The 18,199-nt window shown below is 49.8% G+C and carries 12 protein-coding genes and 1 pseudogene; 9 read left to right on the top strand and 4 right to left on the bottom strand.

Annotated features, from left to right (window positions below):
• Positions 1-62: 62 nt before the first annotated feature.
• Positions 63-905 carry a DUF72 domain-containing protein gene (locus tag NC981_RS11460; protein ID WP_348242938.1) on the bottom strand — a complete coding sequence of 281 codons (843 nt, stop codon included), beginning with the start codon at positions 903-905 and terminating at the stop codon, positions 63-65.
• Positions 906-1,013: 108 nt separating this feature from the next.
• Between NC981_RS11460 and NC981_RS11455 the strand changes: the two genes are divergently transcribed.
• Positions 1,014-1,895 carry a M48 family metalloprotease gene (locus tag NC981_RS11455; RefSeq protein WP_348242937.1) on the top strand — a complete coding sequence of 294 codons (882 nt, stop codon included), beginning with the start codon at positions 1,014-1,016 and terminating at the stop codon, positions 1,893-1,895.
• Between the two features lie 58 nt (positions 1,896-1,953).
• Positions 1,954-2,538 (top strand): rhomboid family intramembrane serine protease, encoded by a 585-nt coding sequence (locus NC981_RS11450; protein WP_348242936.1) that lies wholly within the window; start codon positions 1,954-1,956, stop codon positions 2,536-2,538.
• A 35-nt stretch (positions 2,539-2,573) separates the two neighbouring features.
• Here NC981_RS11450 and NC981_RS11445 read toward each other — a convergent pair whose 3' ends face one another.
• Positions 2,574-3,503: a LysR family transcriptional regulator gene (locus NC981_RS11445; RefSeq protein WP_348242935.1), complete on the bottom strand. Its 930-nt coding sequence runs from the start codon at positions 3,501-3,503 to the stop codon at positions 2,574-2,576.
• Positions 3,504-3,619: 116 nt separating this feature from the next.
• On the opposite strand from NC981_RS11445, the gene ilvD reads away from it, so the two are divergent.
• The 3 genes and pseudogenes from ilvD (at position 3,620) to NC981_RS11430 (ending at position 6,017) form a co-directional block, all read left to right on the top strand.
• The gene (gene ilvD, locus NC981_RS11440) at positions 3,620-5,305 is read left to right on the top strand and encodes a dihydroxy-acid dehydratase (protein WP_348242934.1); all 1,686 of its coding nucleotides are present in this window, start codon (positions 3,620-3,622) and stop codon (positions 5,303-5,305) included.
• A gap of 203 nt (positions 5,306-5,508) precedes the next feature.
• A pseudogene (locus NC981_RS11435) lies at positions 5,509-5,625 on the top strand (type II toxin-antitoxin system HicA family toxin); the annotation flags it as partial.
• An 11-nt stretch (positions 5,626-5,636) separates the two neighbouring features.
• Positions 5,637-6,017, top strand: a complete 381-nt coding sequence (locus NC981_RS11430) for a hypothetical protein (protein ID WP_348242933.1) — start codon at positions 5,637-5,639, stop codon at positions 6,015-6,017.
• Here the strand turns inward: NC981_RS11430 and NC981_RS11425 are convergent.
• The gene (locus tag NC981_RS11425) at positions 6,014-9,067 is read right to left on the bottom strand and encodes a glycerol-3-phosphate acyltransferase (protein WP_348243233.1); all 3,054 of its coding nucleotides are present in this window, start codon (positions 9,065-9,067) and stop codon (positions 6,014-6,016) included. The genes NC981_RS11430 and NC981_RS11425 overlap by 4 nt on opposite strands.
• 12 nt (positions 9,068-9,079) lie before the next feature.
• Positions 9,080-9,718 carry an alpha/beta hydrolase gene (locus tag NC981_RS11420; RefSeq protein WP_348242932.1) on the bottom strand — a complete coding sequence of 213 codons (639 nt, stop codon included), beginning with the start codon at positions 9,716-9,718 and terminating at the stop codon, positions 9,080-9,082.
• Between the two features lie 462 nt (positions 9,719-10,180).
• Here NC981_RS11420 and NC981_RS11415 point away from each other — a divergent pair, with 462 nt between their 5' ends.
• From NC981_RS11415 to NC981_RS11400, 4 genes are all read left to right on the top strand, one after another.
• Positions 10,181-12,619, top strand: coding sequence for a hypothetical protein (locus tag NC981_RS11415; RefSeq protein WP_348242931.1), 2,439 nt, complete (start codon positions 10,181-10,183; stop codon positions 12,617-12,619).
• Between the two features lie 17 nt (positions 12,620-12,636).
• Positions 12,637-13,197: a hypothetical protein gene (locus NC981_RS11410; protein ID WP_348242930.1), complete on the top strand. Its 561-nt coding sequence runs from the start codon at positions 12,637-12,639 to the stop codon at positions 13,195-13,197.
• 69 nt (positions 13,198-13,266) lie between these two features.
• Positions 13,267-14,784, top strand: coding sequence for a hypothetical protein (locus NC981_RS11405; protein ID WP_348242929.1), 1,518 nt, complete (start codon positions 13,267-13,269; stop codon positions 14,782-14,784).
• Complete coding sequence (locus tag NC981_RS11400) at positions 14,781-18,197, top strand: TonB-dependent receptor (protein ID WP_348242928.1); 3,417 nt, start codon at positions 14,781-14,783, stop codon at positions 18,195-18,197. The genes NC981_RS11405 and NC981_RS11400 overlap by 4 nt, the downstream gene beginning before the upstream one ends.
• Positions 18,198-18,199: the final 2 nt, after the last annotated feature.

Below are 18,199 nucleotides of genomic sequence, written 5' to 3'. Positions count from 1 at the left end.
TATTTCTGTTATGCCACGATCGCGTTTGCGTTGTAATCCTCCTAGCGCGTCAGTCTTAGGGCTTAAAATAAGCGCATTTGCGAAGATGGCGGTTCAATCTGATTCCAAGGTAGGGCTGGAACTGAAACCGAATGTTGTTCTAATAATTTCTGAAAAGAACGGGCATTTTGAGGCGATCGTTCTTCAATCGGGCAATGGACAAAGAAGTAGATTTCAGTTCCTTGCTGCAGCGCGCGATCGACCAACTTCACCCATTCTTCCAAGTACACTTGATTGATACTCGGATGGCTAATGTACCGAATTAAACTAAACGGTGCAGTGATATCGGGCTGTAGTGGAACCTGTGGCTTTTTGCGTTCACTTTGCAGTTGTGGATCATCTTCGCATTCATAAATTGGACGAGTATCCAACAGAACTCGACCGATATTTAGCTCTGTTAAAAGCTCATTTAACTGGGTGCGATACGGTTCTCTAAACCATTGTGCATGTCGCACTTCAAGCGCTAAGTTTGCACCTGTCCAACCCCGTAAAAAGGCTTCTAGATCCTTGAAGTTTGCCGGACTATAACTTGGAGGTAACTGAGCAAACAATACGCCTAAACGATCGTCCAATCTCTGCATCAATTCTAGAAATTGCAATGCTTCAGGTAATGACGGCGCGAGTTTTCCGCTATGCGTCAAAGTTTTCGGCAATTTTGGGCAGAACTTAAATCCGTTGGGTGTTTCCGATTTCCAACGATCGACCGTAGTGCGATCGGGAATCGAATAAAACGTGGTATTGCCTTCAACACAAGTAAACCGCCGACTATAAAGATTCAGAAAATCAGAGGGTTTACTTTTAGGTGGAAACAGATCCCCGACCCATTGTTTATACGCCCAAATCGCACAGCCCAAGCGAAACGTCATCGCAAACCATCCTTTAGAAAAACACTGTTTCATTCATCTGATAGAGTCCAATTCCAACCAGGAATCTGATACTTAAATCGCACATTAGAAAAATTTCTAGGTTAAAAGATGTTTGGCGGAAATCAGATCAGAACAGCGGCGCTGCTCGGACTCTTGAGCGGACTTTTTGTTTTAGCTGGCTACTATCTTGTTGGGAACGAACAAGGTCTTATTCTAGGGCTAATCTTCGCTGCCTTCAGCAGTTTAGGTTCATGGTACTACTCCGATCGCGTTGCCTTAGCTTCGTATGCAGCCCAACCGATCGAACGCGCTCAAGCTCCAGAACTGTTTGATATGGTGCAAAGACTCTGCGATCGAGCAGAAATTCCGCTGCCGCGCATCTATCTGGTTCCGACTCAATCCCCAAATGCGTTTGCAACCGGACGCGATCCGAATCATGCAGCCGTTGCCGTGACGCAAGGAATTATCGAACTGTTGACCCCGGAAGAGTTAGAAGGGGTACTCGCTCACGAATTAACCCACGTGAAGAACCGCGATACCTTGACTCAAGCGGTTGCAGGCACGATCGCGGGTGCAATTACCTTTCTCGGTCGGATACTGACTTTTGGGGCGCTGTATGGCCCGGTTTATCGCGACACTCGGCGTGGCACAAACCCGATCGGCTTATTATTCTTGATCGTTCTTGCACCGTTGTCGGCTGCTTTGATTCAGATGGCAATTTCTCGGACTCGTGAATTTGCTGCCGATGAAGGTTCTGCCCAACTGACCCAAAATCCGTCAGCACTGGCGAGTGCCTTAGAAAAACTGGAAACGATCGGTCATCAAATCCCGATGCACGGGAATCCGGCAATGTCGCCGCTGTTGATTGTGAATCCGCTCTCAACCGAAGGATTACAATCGCTATTTCGGACGCATCCCCCAACCGAAGAACGAATTCGCCGCTTGATGCACTACGCTCAAGAAGCAAAATCCCCCGCGATTGCATCCTAGTCCGCAGAGCGTTGAGGACTCTGTGCTAAAACAAGATTACCCTCAACGAAAAACAGTCATGACCCGACGCGATCCAAACGACCCCAATGGTATTGGAGATGAAATCAAAAGCCACATTCTCATCCTGGGCACACTCGTTGGGATTATGTGGATTGTCGAAGTAGTCGATATTGCTCTTGCTGGCAAACTCAACTATCTAGGAATTTATCCTCGCAATGCGATCGGCTTGCGAGGTATTTTATTAGCGCCGTTTCTGCATCGGGATTTCCGACATCTCATCAGCAATACGATTCCGCTTGTGGTGATGGGTTGGTTTGTGATGCTGCGCGGCGTTTCTGAATTCTTTAAGGTCAGCGCGATCGTCATGCTAGCGAGCGGGCTGGGAGTCTGGCTACTGGGCGCACCTGGATTACATATTGGAGCAAGCGGCGTAATCTTTGGCTACTTTGGATTTTTGCTGTCGCGGGCTTATTTTGAGCGGAGTGCTTTGTCGATCGCCATGTCCCTTGCCGTGGGATTACTGTACGGTGGCATTATTTGGGGTGTGCTGCCGGGGCAGTTGGGCATTTCCTGGGAAGGGCATCTATTTGGTTTTCTGAGTGGAATATTTGCTGCAAGGCAGATTTCTCTGCGTCGCTGGTAAGCGCGCGCGATCGCGCTTACCTCGACAAATTTTATTCAGAAGAGCTGAGGGTGATTTCTGTGCTCATTCACGTAGCGTCTTACAACTTGCAAAAATTCGCGGAGAACCGACGAAGTATGATCGGGTCGCCATACTATTGCCGTCTCAACTAAAGGTGCCGTCTCAGCTAAAGGCATTGCTGACTCCAGAGGTTTGTAAACCACCCCAACTCGTTTCAGGCTTTGTAGTGAGGCTGGAACTAAGGCAATCCCCATCTCGGCTGAGATTAAGCCAATAATCGTCTGCATCTGAATGGCTTCCTGCATCACGTTCGGGCGAAAATTCGCTTGTTCGCAAAAACTGACAATTTGATCGTAAAGACCAGGACCAAGATGGCGTGGAAACAAAATAAACGACTCATCCGCAAGGGAGTGTAACGAAATGGCGGGTTCGGTTGCGAGTGGATGAGATTCTGGCAACGCGACAACCAGCGGCTCTTGCAAAATGTATTCCAGGCTCAAGTGATTATCTTTTAGCGGTGGATGACAAAACCCCACTTCAATTCGATGATTTTGCAAGGCTTCTTCTTGTTGCGTCGTCGTCAACTCCTGTAAGACCAGATTGACTTGGGGAAAACGCTGCCGAAACTGAAACAGAATCGCGGGCAGAATGTCGTACACTACAGAGCTGGTGAATCCGATCGTGAGTGTTCCGGTTTCGCCCCTGCCTGCTCGTTGTGTGTCGCAGACGGCTTGTTCTAGTTGAGCCAGAATCTGATACGTTGCCTGCAATAAAACTTGTCCTGCTTCGGTTAACTGAACTTGTCGCTTCGTGCGGCGGTGAAACAGTTCTACGCCTAATTCTGTTTCCAAGTGCTTGATCTGCTGACTCAAGGGAGGTTGAGCGATGTTTAATCGATCGGCGGCGCGATTGAAGTGGAGTTCTTCCGCAACCGCCACAAAGTAACGAAGGTGACGTAGTTCCATTGATTTGATATGTTTTTCGTCTTAAATCAATCAAAACATATATTGGACAGACACAAAGCGGCTCCCTATACTCCAAGATGAATGAGTTCCGCATATCGAAAAAGAGCGAGAATACTATGCCCGAAAACCTAAGAAGTCAAGCCATTACTCAAGGCGTTCAGCGATCGCCCAATCGCGCCATGCTGCGTGCGGTCGGATTCGGCGACAATGATTTTACGAAACCGATCGTTGGGGTTGCGAGCGCCCACAGTACGATTACGCCCTGCAACATGGGAATTGCACCGCTCGCCTCGGAAGCTGAAACCGGAATTCGTGCGGCAGGCGGAATGCCGCAAGTGTTTGGAACGATTACCGTGAGCGACGGGATTTCGATGGGTACGGAGGGAATGAAATATTCGCTCGTCTCGCGGGATGTGATCGCAGATTCGATCGAGACTGCCTGCAATGCTCAAAGCATGGATGGCGTGTTAGCGATCGGCGGCTGCGACAAAAACATGCCGGGAGCCATGATCGCAATGGCACGGATGAACATTCCAGCGATCTTTGTGTACGGTGGCACGATCAAACCCGGACATTTAGATGGACAAGATTTAACGGTTGTCAGCTCGTTTGAAGCGGTTGGACAATACAGCGCCGGTCGGATTGAAGAATCGATGCTGTATGCGGTCGAGCGCAGCGCTTGTCCGGGTGCAGGGTCTTGCGGCGGGATGTACACGGCGAATACGATGTCCTCTGCATTTGAAGCGATGGGCATGAGCTTGATGTATTCCTCCACAATGTCAGCCGTTGATCCTGAGAAAGCAGAAAATACGGCGCTGGCTGGCAAGGTGTTAGTCGAAGCGATCCGCAATCAAATTCTGCCGCGTGACATTATCACTCGTAAGTCGATCGAGAATGCAATCTCCGTGATTATGGCAGTCGGTGGATCGACGAATGCAGTGCTGCACTTTTTAGCGATCGCGCATTCGGCTGGCGTTCCCCTCACGATTGATGATTTTGAAGTGATTCGTGAGCGCGTTCCAGTTCTGTGCGATCTCAAACCTTCGGGTCGCTATGTGGCAACAGACTTGCACCGAGCAGGCGGAATTCCGCAGGTAATGAAGATGCTGTTAGCGCATGGATTACTTCACGGCGATTGCTTGACGATTACGGGGGAGACGATCGAGGAGCGATTGAGAGATATTCCCGAAGAACCCCGCGCCGATCAAGATGTGATTCGTCCGTGGAACAATCCGATGTATTCGACCGGGCACCTGGCAATCTTGAAGGGCAATCTGGCAACCGAAGGATCAGTCGCGAAAATTACCGGAGTCAAGAATCCGAAGATTACTGGGCCTGCGCGAGTGTTTGAATCCGAGGAAGCTTGTTTAGAAGCAATCTTGGCAAACAAGATCAATGCAGGCGATGTACTTGTGATTCGCTATGAAGGACCCAAAGGCGGGCCTGGAATGCGAGAAATGCTGGCTCCAACTTCAGCCATCATTGGAGCAGGACTCGGAGATTCCGTTGGACTGATCACCGATGGGCGCTTCTCTGGTGGAACCTACGGCATGGTTGTGGGTCACGTTGCACCGGAAGCTTTTGTCGGAGGGACGATCGCGCTTGTTCAAGAAGGCGATGAGATTACGATCGATGCCCACGCTCGATTGCTGCAACTGAATGTGCCTGAAGCCGAGTTGGAGAAACGTCGCGCCGCATGGCAACCCCCCGCACCGAGATATACCAGAGGCGTGTTAGCAAAATACGCTCGATTGGTGTCATCAAGCAGTTTAGGAGCCGTAACCGACTTGGGATTAGAGTAAGTTGACGTGAGTTCGACACAAGTGCTTAGCTGCGTTTGGATCTGCGGATAGCCCCCTAAATCCCCCACGAGTGGGGGACTTTGAACGGGTAGGAAACCTCTTAAACTTGGGGAACCAGCTCCTTTCTAAGTCCCCCAGAATGGGGGATTTAGGGGGCGAAGTAGCTCACATCGAAGCGAAAAAAAACTCATCGAACTGACGTTAAAGAAAGAATGGGCTCAATTCTTTCGATTCCAGTCCACGGTAATCGAGATTTACCTAAGGGAACATTGAAAAGTATTTTGAAAGATGCTGATCTAACGGAAGAAGATCTAGAGTAAGTCACATCTTTATGCAGCCGAATTCAGAATTTCTCACACCCGAAGAATGTATCGAAGTCGATAAAGCGCTGTTAACCTCAAAAGATAAGTTCTCAGCGCGAGTCGCAATTTATTCGTTACGATCGCTCAAAAAAATCGCTCAAGCGTCAGGACAAGCGATCGCAGATTTGCAACCTACACAGATCGAAGATTGGATCTATCAAGATGAAAGCTTACAGGGCGGGATTGATAACGAGTTTAAGAAGTTCTTCTCGAAGCTTGTCGTTGCTTCGATCAATCCCTTAATGCAGATTGCACAGACGAATGGAACACCGATCGAATCGCTGACGGTTCCGCAAGTGGTCGCTTGGTTTGAGGCAAAAGCCAAAGAAGCCCTGAAATCTCAACCTTAGAGAATTTCGATCGTTCCCTGCTGCCCATTAATCCGAACGCGCTGCCCGTCTTGCAGAATTTCGGTCGCGTTCGGAACATCCATCACTGCCGGGATACGATATTCTCGCGCCACGATCGCGCCATGTGAAAGCCGTCCCCCAACTTCGGCAATCAGTCCGCCGACTCTCGCTAGAACGGGCATCCAGCCTGAGTCCGTATAAGGAACGACGAGAATGGTTTCACGATCGACATTAATCGAACCATTGAGCGATCGCAGCACTCGGATTGTTCCCTCGACTTGTCCCGCGCTGGCTCCGATGCCTTGTAATTGGTCTGAGGCTTGCCAAGTGGGGAGTTGGGGAGCGGGGGGATCGTCGCCATAAACGAGTTGGGGAATTGGGGAGAGTTGGCGATCGTGCTCGAATTGCGATCGACGCTGCTCGATCAGTTGGGAAAATTGAGCTTGGAAGTCTGGGTTTGAACCCGTGGATTGCTGGATTTCCGCATAGGTCAGAAAGAAGATGTCACCTGATTCGGAGAGAATGCCGGACTTGAGCCAAAGTTGTTCGATCGCCACAAATCGCCAGCGCAGTTCTGCGAGTAAACGACTGTAAATTTCAGTGACTTTTCCCTTTAGGGCAATGCGTCGCTGAACGCCCTTGTTTTTAATCTGCGGGGTTGCCGGGGCGGGAGCCGGACTTAAGCAAAATTGTTGGAAGAGTTCGCGCACAGGTTGCGGTTGTTCACGCCAAGTTGGGACAGCGATATCAGTTCCGACTTCGCTTAAGTAACCGTATTGGTCGAGGAGTTGATCAAACTGCCTCAGAATGGCTTGTCCCTGATCCGTTTGAGCAAGTTGAACGAACAGATCTTCTTGACTCTCGGAATTTTCTAACACCGATCGAGCAGAAGCCGCCAAATCAGAGAGCGATCGTAGTGCTGCAACTTCCGGAGTGTCTCGGTTATCCAGGTCTTCATCGCGGACTCGAAAGACTGCTTTTCTGAGTGCCGCACTCAAAGGAGCAAGAATGCTGTAATAGGTCGCTCGCTCTAATAGTTCAAGAATTTGCTGAATTTCTTGAGTAATTTGCTGGATCTCTTGAGTGTCAAGCTCAACGTTTTGTGTTCCGGACGGAAATCCTTGTGTTCCGGACGGAAATCCTTGTGTTCCGGACGGAAATCCTTGTGTTCCAGACCGAAACTCTTGTGTTCCAGACCGAAACTCTTGTGTTCCAGACCGAAATTCTTGTGTTCCAGACCGAAATTCTTGTGTTCCGATCGCAAACGTTTCTGCCGAGAACGAGAAATTTCTCAGTTTAAGCAGCATCGGTCTAAAGTAAAGCTGCTCGTCTCGTGCAAAATCCTGCTCTAATCGCATTTCACGCTGGAGTAATCGCAGCAATCCGGGCAAATTTGCGATCGTCGATCGTGTCGGTGGCTTGCTGAACTTTGCCCCTCTGGTTAAAAACTCCAAACTCTCAGCAGGCAATCCCATCCGCCGGAAAATCTGCCCTAACAATGTGGCATTGAAGTAGGCGTGTGAATAGTGTAAGGTTGCCGTTTCAGTAAAATCTAAACCTGAAGCACGATCGCCTAGCACGATCGTAAAAATCTTTCCCCAAACGCCACAAGTCAGCGGACGATTAATCGACCAGGTTAAAGGACGAATTGCACCAGGAATCACTTCTGCGGCAATTTTGCGCGTCCAGATTGGGGCGAGCGTTGTAATCGATCGCGATTGCAGCACCCACAAAGTTTCCCCATCAAAACTCCACTCAATATCCTGTGGCACTCCATGAAAATGCTCTTCTAAATGCCGCGCTAGGTATGCCACTTGCTGAATTAATCGCCCTGGAACCGTTCCTTTTCCTTCGATTTCGAGCGTCGCATCCTCTGGTAGTCTCCAATCCGCCCCGACTTCTCGCACATTCACCTGATAACTTTCAGGTGTCTCTTGTCCTGAAACCACACGATCGGCAGTCCCCGGTAACGCTTCAATCAATACGCTGTCACCCTGCCGCGTAATCGGATCACGACTAAACGCCACTCCCGAAAACACCCCCCGGACTTGCTGCTGAACGAGCACCACCATCGACGCATCAGAAATTTCTCGATCGCGCCGATACTTCACCGCAGATTCCTGCTCATACGATTCCAAACACCGCAAAATCGCTGGTAAAAGCAAGTCTCGATGCGTAATGTTTGCGATCGATTCATACTGCCCTGCTGCGGAAGCCGATTCAGAATCCTCTCCGATCGCGGACGATCGTACAATCAGCGGATTCTCTCGCGAGGGTTGCAATGCTTGAATCAACGGTTTCGGATCATCTCCGGGCAACAAGATGCAAGCATCCGGAACCGGATAGCCCGATCGCTTCAATTCCGAAAGCGTTGCCGCCTTTTGTCCAACTTTCTCGGCTTTCAAGATTTGATCGAGTGTCAGGAGCGATCGATCCTCCCTTAGAAATTGAAACATCGCCTGTGATCCTCTCTGCGCTTGGTCTGGTTTAAGGTTTAAGTCGTCTGGAATCTGGTTATAAATCCACCACAAAAAAGCTGCAAGTGAGATCGCGCTTCCAATCAACGGAGTCTCCGACGGATGCCGCAAGGCTGTGATCAGCGGAAACAAAATCAGAACGCCAAACTTGCCCGATCGCCGTTCTCGCAGAATCGTAAACCCAATTCCCCCGATCAAAAATACAAGAAACGAGGTGATCGGATCATGCACCGCATAGCCCCACACCACATTCGTTGTGCCTGCTCCTTTGCCGATAAAATACCGTCCGTAAACCAGCGCAATCAGCGAAATCACTTCCCACTCTGGACGATCGGGAAAAAACGATCGGGCTAACAATACCGCTGCAATTCCCTTAAACGCCTCAGACAATACGGCTAAAATCCCGACAATCTTCCCCCCGTGATAAAACGCGGCTGAAACACTGAGATTTCCTGTCCCCAATTCGGACAGTCGTTTCCGAGCCAGAGCGCGGGTGATCCAACTAATCAGCGGCAACCCTCCCAGAATCGGACACAGAACAAAAATCAGCAGCGAACCCCAAACAGGCATCAACGTCATAGCGCGTTACTTCGAGTCGATCGTTTCCTTGATGTTCGCCCAAAACTTCCAAACTTCCTGCATTACCGCAGAATGAATTCGCAAATCGGGATGAGACACACCAGACAGACAGACAAATTCTGCACCGTGAATGACCGCCGATTCAACGGTAACAACGCCATCGTGTCCGTCACCACAATCGCTTGCCACCACTAAAGTTGGAATTTCTGCGGCAATCCTCTGCGCGATCGCGCTTCGATTAATTCCTAAATCTCTCGCAATTCCAATCCCCCAACCAAACGGATCGACCTTGCGGGCAATATGCGATCCTCCAATCGGCGCACCCAGCAGCACCAACGAATGCACCCGCGACCACCATTCGGGATGTCGATCGAGCAATTCCACCCACAACACCCCTCCCATCGAAGTGGCAATAATCCGAATCGGCACGTCAGGATATTTACTTAACGTATCGCTCACCACCGCTTGAACACTCTGAATCAGCGGTTCTAAATAAAACAAAGTCCTAACCCAGTGCAATTCGGGTGCAACGATCAGAGTATCTTTCAGAGCCAGTGCGTGAGCCAGTCGAGCGATCGTCTGACTCCCTGAAAGATCCGTCATGCCATGTTGAGCAAACAGGATGGTTTGGGGCTGAACAGTCATGTTTTCAGACCAACAAGAACTTTCTTCACCTTAGTAGATAAATGGGCGTTGCTGCTATAAACACGGATGCTGGATTTGAACGGATGCAAGGCAACAAAAATTCCCTAAGCGGCTATCAGCAGAAATTTATCGATGTCTAAGCTAGATAGCTTAAGCCAGATCAGTATGCTGTCAGTGATCCAACGGAACTTTTCCGGACTGTGCTGATAACTACAAGAAGCATGGGCACATTTCAATTGTAGATCTGTTCCCTTTGATAGATGTATTACAGCCTTCTGCTGAGTCTGGCAACTTAGAAATTTTGAGCCTTGTGCAGTTTTAGATGATTGCGATCGTGCTGAACTTTCGCGGCTGATCCTCTGACTCACTCTCTACTAGCTTCTTCGCTCGATCGCGCCCTCACAAATTCATGGTGGGGTCAAGCTTCATGCGCTCTCTTCAGTTCTTCTCCTGCCGCCCCGTATGAAAACAACCCCTTACCAGCTTTTAGCAGCGACGCTTCTAATCGGCAGTAGCCTTTCTGGGATCAAAGTCGCCCTCGCGCAGACTGTTGCTGACACCGAAATCAGTAACACTGCCACGGCAACCTATTCGGATGGCACAACCACCTACAACGCAACGTCTAACACTGTAACTGTCAGGGTTGCTGAAGTCCCAGGAATCGTCATCTCAGCCGACACTCCGAGCAATCTCACTCCGAATGCAGGAGATACGCTCTATGTGGATTTCACCATCACAAACGTTGGGAACGATCCGACACAGTTTTTCATACCGGGCACAGCTACTCTTTCCGATAGCACTAACTTCTCACTGAATGGGTCTTTGCAAATTGTTGCAGTCAACGGTTCAGATATCACGCCGGTCACTGTCCCTGCAGGCGGTGGTGCAACTGGAACCTTACTAAGCGCAATCTCAGGAGGAGGCTCGATTCCACCCAACGGGGGCAGTGGTGCAACTGGAACCGTCACCGTTCGCGTTCCGATTCAAGTGAATGGAACGGCTCCCGCAAGCGCAACGACAACGGTTTCTCTAGGTAACACCGCAACGCCAAATGCTCAAAACGTCGATCACACGGGCAATGTAAACAATACGCTTGATGTCTACACCGTAGATAATCCAGACAGCGTCTCTGGTGAGACCGAGGGCGTTCTGACTCAAGTCAACGAAGCGATGGCAACCAGTATTTCGATCACTGTCAATGCTCGCTTGCAAGCCTTCGCCACCCTGCTCAAAGCGGCTTCAAGCTACAGCAACAACAACACACCCTCAGACCTCACAGACGATGCATTAACCTATTCACTAGCGCTCCGGGTGGAAAATCCCACTTCTCCGCCTACGGGTCTAGTTGCTTCGGATCTCCATCCCACAGCGATTAACTTAGATGGCGGAACTGCAAATCAAAACCGCATCTTAGTATCGGATGCAATTCCAACCGCAACCGCGCTGAGTACAGCCACGCCCACCACACCCGACAATACCTGGCAAGTCGTCTACACAACTAGCGCCCTTTCAATTCCCGCCCACCAAGCCAACTGGGTCACAATTCGTCCAAGCTCCGGCACGATTACACGGGTTGGCTTTATCCGATCGACCGCGATCGCCAAAGGTACAACCGTTACAAGCTTCTCATTCTCGGTCAATCCGATCTCTGGCTTTACGGGTGGACGCATTACCAACATTGCTCAAGTGTTTGGTCAATCACAGCCCGGAACTATCGCACCCGGAACTTCCACTCAACTGGTGTACGACGAATCCGGTGATCAATCCCCCAACAACCAGCTAGAAGGCGGCAACCCCGATCCAAACACCGGTGGCGCGACTGCAACCGGACGGGGAATTGGGGATGGAGTCGCAAATCCGGCAAATGATGGCATTGATCCAGGTACCGGAACCACTCCAACCGATACTGCAACCACTAACCAAGGAGATCTCAACGATACAGACGGAGGTGAAGTTACGCTCTATACGATCGCAGTCGCACCGCTCAATGGCCCGAACGGTCGCCCTGATGCCATCAATACCACCAACAACGACGACTTTACCAACCGATCGATTGTGTTACCTGCGGGTCTCCCTCCAGGATTACCGTTAAACGATAGTCAAACGCCAGCGACAACATTTACCAACACCGTTCGGAACACAAGCAGCAGTCCAGCAACAATCTCCTTGATTCCAATTCCGCCAACTGCGCCAGATAGTCTAGCTACGGGAACGATCGTCACAATTACGGTTGGATCAGATGTCGCAGCGTATGAATACAACGGCACAAGCTTTGTCTATCAATCAGGCACTAATACTAGCGCCACCAATCCGGTGAAGCTCGCAACTGTTACGGCAGGGGGAACGGCTAACTATACAGTGACGATCGATCTTCCAGGCGAAATCTCCCAGACCACCGGCTACTCCGTTCCAATCTTGGCGTTCATTGATGAGAACAATAACGGTAGCTCATCGAATGAGCCTGGAAACATTACAATCAATCGCCTCTACACCGGATATGTAGAACTTGAAAAAGATGCCCGCATTCTCGCTGGTGCAACCGAGCTTGTGGGATATACAACCGATGAAGCGGCACTGAGCGCAGCCGCAAGACCCGGACGCATCATCGAATATCGCATTCGCTATCGCAATATCTCAACCCTAGCCCCGAACAATTCCGGTAGTGTTGACCTCCCCGCTAACAACCTGGTGATCACTGAAGATGGTGCAACTGCGCCGAACAATTGGTTCACCTCCACAAGAGACACCGTTGGCGGAACCCTTCCAGGCTCGGCAACTGCAACAAGCGGAGCCATCAGCGGCACTGCCAACAGCGGAGACATTCAAATCTATGTCAATACTCTCACCATCCTTGCACCTCAAGGATCTGGGGAGTTTATTTTCCGCCGTGAAATCAGATAGTTCATCAGGAGTGAAGCATGAAACGGAATTTTGTTTGGGTAGGACTAGGAATTGTGGCAACGGTAGCAATGTTTCCGATCGACGGAACATTCGCTGCGGCAAGATTGCTCGATCGTGGGTTAGCGATTGCTCAAAACTTGAACCAACCGAAAGTTGAACTGCGGCTGATTGCAAAACAAAAGCTAATGCGGAAAGATGCTCACGGCAAAGAGCAAGTGGCTTGGAATGAGTTAACCAAAGATACGATCGTGCAAAAAGGCACAATTCTGAGATTTCAAGTCGTGGCAAAAAACACAGGTGATCGTGCGGCTGAGAAATTAGTAATCACACAACCCGTGCCGAAAGGAACAATTTATGCAATCGGCACTGCGATCCCAAGCGGGGCTGAACTCAGCTACAGCATTGATGGCGGTAAAACCTTTAGTGCAAATCCGCTAGTACAGATGACATTACCCGATGGCAGAACTGAGATGCAGCCCGCACCTCCCGAAGCCTATAGCCATGTGCGCTGGACTTATGCAAAATCGATCGCACCCAAGAAGGGTCTAGAGATGACCTACGACGTAAGCGTTCGGTAGATATTTAGGACTTTGATTGCTTTGGTCAATCAAAGTCCGCTTCCCTGAAAATCCTACGCATTCAAGACTGTGAACTCATCGACCCTCCCGAAAGTGCAGCAGTTTTCCCGCGCGCTCAAAACGCTCAAAACGCTCAAAACATTGAGTGCCGCGATGTTACTTTGCGCTGTGAGTGCTTTCGCGACTCCTGCACAAGCTCAAACAAAGACCTCGACGATTACCAACCGCGCAACTTTTACTTACAACGATCCAGCAGGCAATTCATTTAGCAGTGTGACCAATCGGCTTCAGCAGGGCTTAATTGATCCTCTAGGGCGGATTACAGGCTGTGCAGGGGAAGCATTGTCAAGCTATTCAGGGTTTAGTGTGAGTGTGTATGCAGCAGATGCGTCTGGAGTTGAACTTGGCTCACTGGTGTCGCTAACAAAAACTGAACTTCCAGACATTCCGAACAATGGCGTTTCTGCTGGACTTGATCCAAACCGTCAAAATAGCAATCCGTTCTTTCTGAGTGCTAACAGTGATGGTCGATATAACTTTCTGCTCGATGATGCACGGGGACAGTTAGCGATCGGCAGGCAATACATTCTGGTGATTAACCCGCCTCAAGGCTCGATTTACAGTCAGCGTCGAGTGCGATTAACGATTACAGGTCGCAATGGACGGCAGGTGTCTTACACTGCGGTTTCGCTCGATGGTAGACCCTTGAGTACAACCACAGGAGTCAACTCCATTGATGGACAGTTAACGATTCAAGATGCAGAGCAAGTGGGATTGTCGCTGGCTGCGATCGACTTAGATGCCACTCTCTGTCAGGCGCAAGCCATTCAACTTGTCAAAACGGCTGATCGAGCGACTGCAGTACCCGGAGACACGGTACTGTATCGACTATCTGTTCGCAGTTTAGCGAGTGCTTCTGTTAGTAATCTTACGATCACAGATGTATTACCGCTTGGCTTCCGATTCCGGGAGAACAGTGCAAAAGCGGAATTTCAAAACACGATTGTTCCGGTTGCTGCGATCGAGAACGGTTCTACGATTACCTTTACGCTGCCGAACATTACCTTACCTCCCAGCACCGGCACACAGGCTCCAGTTCTCAATCTGGTGTATGCAGCAACATTAACCCCAGATGCCATTCGTGGCTCAGGGCAGAATCGCGCTCTAGTTCAAGCGACACGATCGGACAATCAGGACATTGTGAGAGATGGCCCCGCGCTACATCGGCTCCGGGTTCGCAACGGCATCTTAACTGACTGCGGAACGATTATGGGTCGGGTGTTTGAAGATAAAAACTTTGATGGGGAACAACAGCCCGGAGAGCCTGGAATTCCGAATGCAGTAATTTTTCTGGATGATGGCAATCGCATCACCACAGATGTCAATGGATTGTTCTCCGTTGCGAATGTGCTAGCGGGCTATCGCATCGGCGTTTTAGATCTGACGAGCATTCCAGGTTATACCCTTGCGCCGAATCCAAGATTTGTTGAACGCAATAGCCAATCTCGCTTAGTTCGGCTTGCTCCGGGTGGATTGGTGCGAATGAATTTCGCGGTTACGCCAGCGCAACGGGAGGCGAGAAAATGAAAATCCGATCGGTTTACGCTTTCTGTCTGATTCCCTTGCTGGCGATCGTGTTCAAAGTTCCGCAAGCTGATGCCACTCCTGCTTCAGTTCAAACCCAGTCTCAACCAGCGCTAAAATTTGTTTCTCCTGCGGTTAACAATGTTCTCGACTTGCCGTCTGCAACGGTTGTGTTGCAATACCCGAAGGATGCAAAAGTTGAACTGTTTGCCAATGGTGAGCGAGTGAGCGATCGCTTGATTGGACGCACAGAAACGAGCAGCACTACGATTACACAAGCTTGGTATGGAGTTGCACTCAAAGACGGCAAGAACACCTTAACCGCTCAAACGATCGTTAATGGCGGAAAAGGTGCAACGGCTACAATCGACATACAGGTTCGGGGCGAGGCAGCTAGACTCACTGTGAGTTCCGTTGAATCGCGTATTCCCGCAGATGGTCGATCGACCGCAACGATCGAAGGTCAGGTGTTAGATGCTCAAGGCAATCTCTCAAATCGAGAAACGACTGTTACCTTATCAGTAACCGCAGGCGAATTTATAGGTACAGATGCCGACAAAGAGCAGCCTGGATTTCAGGTGAAAGCACAGCAGGGAAGATTTACCACAACTTTGAGAGCGGGACTTGAACCGAGAGCCGTGACAATTCAGGCGCGGGCAAATGCGTTAGAAGCTTTCTCGCAGCTAAATTTTGAAACCGATCTCAGACCCTCGATCGCAACGGGTGTGATTGATTTGCGCTTTGGCAGACGTGGAACAGACTACTTTGGCAGGCTGAGAGATTTTAATCCCGAAGATCGAAACAATCCTTACCGACTGGATGCACAAGCGGTAGTGTTTGCCACAGGTCGGATCGGAACCTGGTTGTTTACCGGAGCGTTTAACAATAGTAGAACGCTGAATGAAACCTGCGATTCAACGGCAAGGTTATATCGCGATATTCAACCCTGCGATCAGAACTATCCGGTTTATGGCGATAGTTCTTCGACGACTGCAATTACACCCTCACGCGATAGTTTATTCCTCAGATTTGAGCGCACTTCTCCCGTTTCAGGAGCAGGGATAGACTATGCAATGTGGGGAGATTTCAATACCGAGGAATTTGCGCGACGATCGCAAACCTTCACCGCAACAACACGCCAGCTCCACGGCTTCAAAACGAACTACAACATCGGCAATCTTCAGATCACAGGAATTTTTGCCGACAACTTAGAAGGCTTTCAGCGAGATACAATTCCACCCGATGGCACAAGCGGTTTCTACTTTCTATCGCGCCGATTGTTGCTCGAAGGTAGTGAGAATGTTTTTCTCGAAACTGAAGAACTGAATCGACCGGGAACAGTGATCGATCGACAATCCCTAAGCCGGGGTGCAGATTATGAGATTGACTACGATCGTGGCTCACTATTATTCCGTCAGCCAATTTTAAGAACCGACATTGGTGTAAACGGTGAAACACTGGTTCGCCGGATTGTTGTAACCTATCAGTACCAACAGCGTGGATCGAATAACAATCTTTACGCAGGACGATTACAGTACAACTTTGCGCGAGGACTCGATCGTGAAAGCTGGGTCGGTGCAACCTATCTGCAAGAAAATCAAGGGGTACGTCAATTTGAATTATTTGGAGCCGATGCACTACTAAGATTCGGAACATCTACACAACTGATTGCCGAATATGCTCATTCCGAAAATTCATTAGACTTAGGTAGTTCAGTTCGCGGTTCAGCCTATCGCCTTGAACTCAACAGCCAAATTGCTCAGGGTATCTTTGGGCAAGCCTACTATCGTAAAACTGATGCAGGCTTTAACAACAATGCAACAACGAGCTTCACACCCGGACAAACTCGCTATGGCGCACAAGTTTCTACCACCGTTTCTCCGACGACCAATGTTAGAGTGCAATACGACAAAGAAGACAATACTGGAATTGCCCCCCGTCCTCTCACTCTGATCGATGAATTGTTGACTCCTCGCACGGCTCCGATTCCTGGATCGCGAGTAGACAATTCTCTGACAACTATTACAGCAGGGATAGAACAACGCTTCGGAACTGCAAGCTTTAGCTTAGATTGGCTGTATCGCGATCGCCAAGATCGCCTAACTCCTGCAATCTTCTCTGGAAGCTCTGAACAATTGCGATCGCGGCTCACGTTTCCTCTGACTGAAACCTTAGCCTTCCTGGCTCAGAACGAAACAACTTTATCCTCGGGAATTGATCCAGTCTTTAACGATCGCACTTTACTCGGCTTAAACTGGCAAGCACTCCCAGGAGTTAGAGTCCAGCTTGCTCAACAGTTCTATCATCGCGGACAGTTTGCCGGTCAATCGCTGACCAATCTCAACGTGTTAGGTGAACACAAGCTATTTCGGGACACTACCTTAACCGGACGTTACACGCTGTTGGGCGGGGCAAATGGCACGAACATTCAAGCGGCGATCGGACTGAATCAAATTCTCAGAATCTCTCCTGAGCTGAGGGCAAATCTTGCATACGAGCGCGTGTTTAGTACGATTTCGAGCCGCAGTGCCGCAGGAACTATCTTCGCACAACCATTTGCAGTCGGACAAAGTGCTGCAAGCTTAGGCTTAGAAAGTGGAGATAACTATAGTATTGGGCTGGAATATTCGGATGAGTCCCGCTTTCAGGCGAGTGCCCGCTTTGAGCGTCGAACTTCCTCAGCAGGTGCAAATACTGTGATTTCAGCAGGTGCCGCCGGAAAAATTAGCCCTGCGCTCACTGCACTGTTTCAGTATCAACAAGCCAATGCCGCGAATCAAGCTTTAGTGGGACTCGATGATACAAAGACGTTAAGACTAGGACTGGCCTATCGAGACCCGAACGACGATCGCTTTAATGCTTTACTCCGCTACGAATACCGCAAAAATCCCTCAACGATTCCCGATACGATTCTGCTTGGGAGCGGCACAGGCACAACCGAAAATCTGTTTGCACTTGAAGCGATCTACGCTCCGAACTGGCGTTGGGAATTCTACGGAAAGTTTGCTCTGAGAGAGAGCACTTCGTATCTAGCGAGTGATTTAGCTGGAACCAGCACTGTTACCTTGGCGCAAGGTCGGGTGGTTTACCGATTGGGCTATCGGTGGGATGTCGCTGCTGAGGGACGTTGGATCGGACAATCGACCACAGGCTTTAACGAACTCGGTTGGGCACTCGAAGCAGGATATTATCTCACGCCAGATCTGAGGCTTTCAGCAGGTTATAGCTTCGGACGGGCAAACGATCGCGATTTTACGGGTTCGCGATCGACCAGTGGGCTGTATGTTGGCGTAACCCTGAAAGTGAACGAACTGTTCAACGGCTTCGGGTTGCAACGGTTCCCCAAACCGCAAACGCCGCCCGAACAAAAAACCGTAATGCAATCTGACGCAAAAGCCCCCTCTCAGTCTCACTAGAT

The organism is Leptolyngbya sp. DQ-M1 (genome assembly GCF_039962505.1).
Taxonomy (GTDB): Bacteria; Cyanobacteriota; Cyanobacteriia; order Leptolyngbyales; family Leptolyngbyaceae; genus Leptolyngbya.
This window is presented reverse-complemented; position numbering and strand designations above follow the sequence as displayed.

Excerpts from the sequence above, each read along its gene's own strand:
- ilvD (WP_348242934.1), top strand. The coding sequence starts at position 3,620 with ATGCCCGAAAACCTAAGAAGTCAAGCCATTACTCAAGGCGTTCAGCGA.
- NC981_RS11400 (WP_348242928.1), top strand. The coding sequence starts at position 14,781 with ATGAAAATCCGATCGGTTTACGCTTTCTGTCTGATTCCCTTGCTGGCG.
- NC981_RS11445 (WP_348242935.1), bottom strand. The coding sequence starts at position 3,503 with ATGGAACTACGTCACCTTCGTTACTTTGTGGCGGTTGCGGAAGAACTC.
- NC981_RS11455 (WP_348242937.1), top strand. The coding sequence starts at position 1,014 with ATGTTTGGCGGAAATCAGATCAGAACAGCGGCGCTGCTCGGACTCTTG.
- NC981_RS11420 (WP_348242932.1), bottom strand. The coding sequence starts at position 9,718 with ATGACTGTTCAGCCCCAAACCATCCTGTTTGCTCAACATGGCATGACG.
- NC981_RS11410 (WP_348242930.1), top strand. The coding sequence starts at position 12,637 with ATGAAACGGAATTTTGTTTGGGTAGGACTAGGAATTGTGGCAACGGTA.
- NC981_RS11415 (WP_348242931.1), top strand. The coding sequence starts at position 10,181 with ATGAAAACAACCCCTTACCAGCTTTTAGCAGCGACGCTTCTAATCGGC.
- NC981_RS11460 (WP_348242938.1), bottom strand. The coding sequence starts at position 905 with ATGACGTTTCGCTTGGGCTGTGCGATTTGGGCGTATAAACAATGGGTC.
- NC981_RS11450 (WP_348242936.1), top strand. The coding sequence starts at position 1,954 with ATGACCCGACGCGATCCAAACGACCCCAATGGTATTGGAGATGAAATC.
- NC981_RS11430 (WP_348242933.1), top strand. The coding sequence starts at position 5,637 with ATGCAGCCGAATTCAGAATTTCTCACACCCGAAGAATGTATCGAAGTC.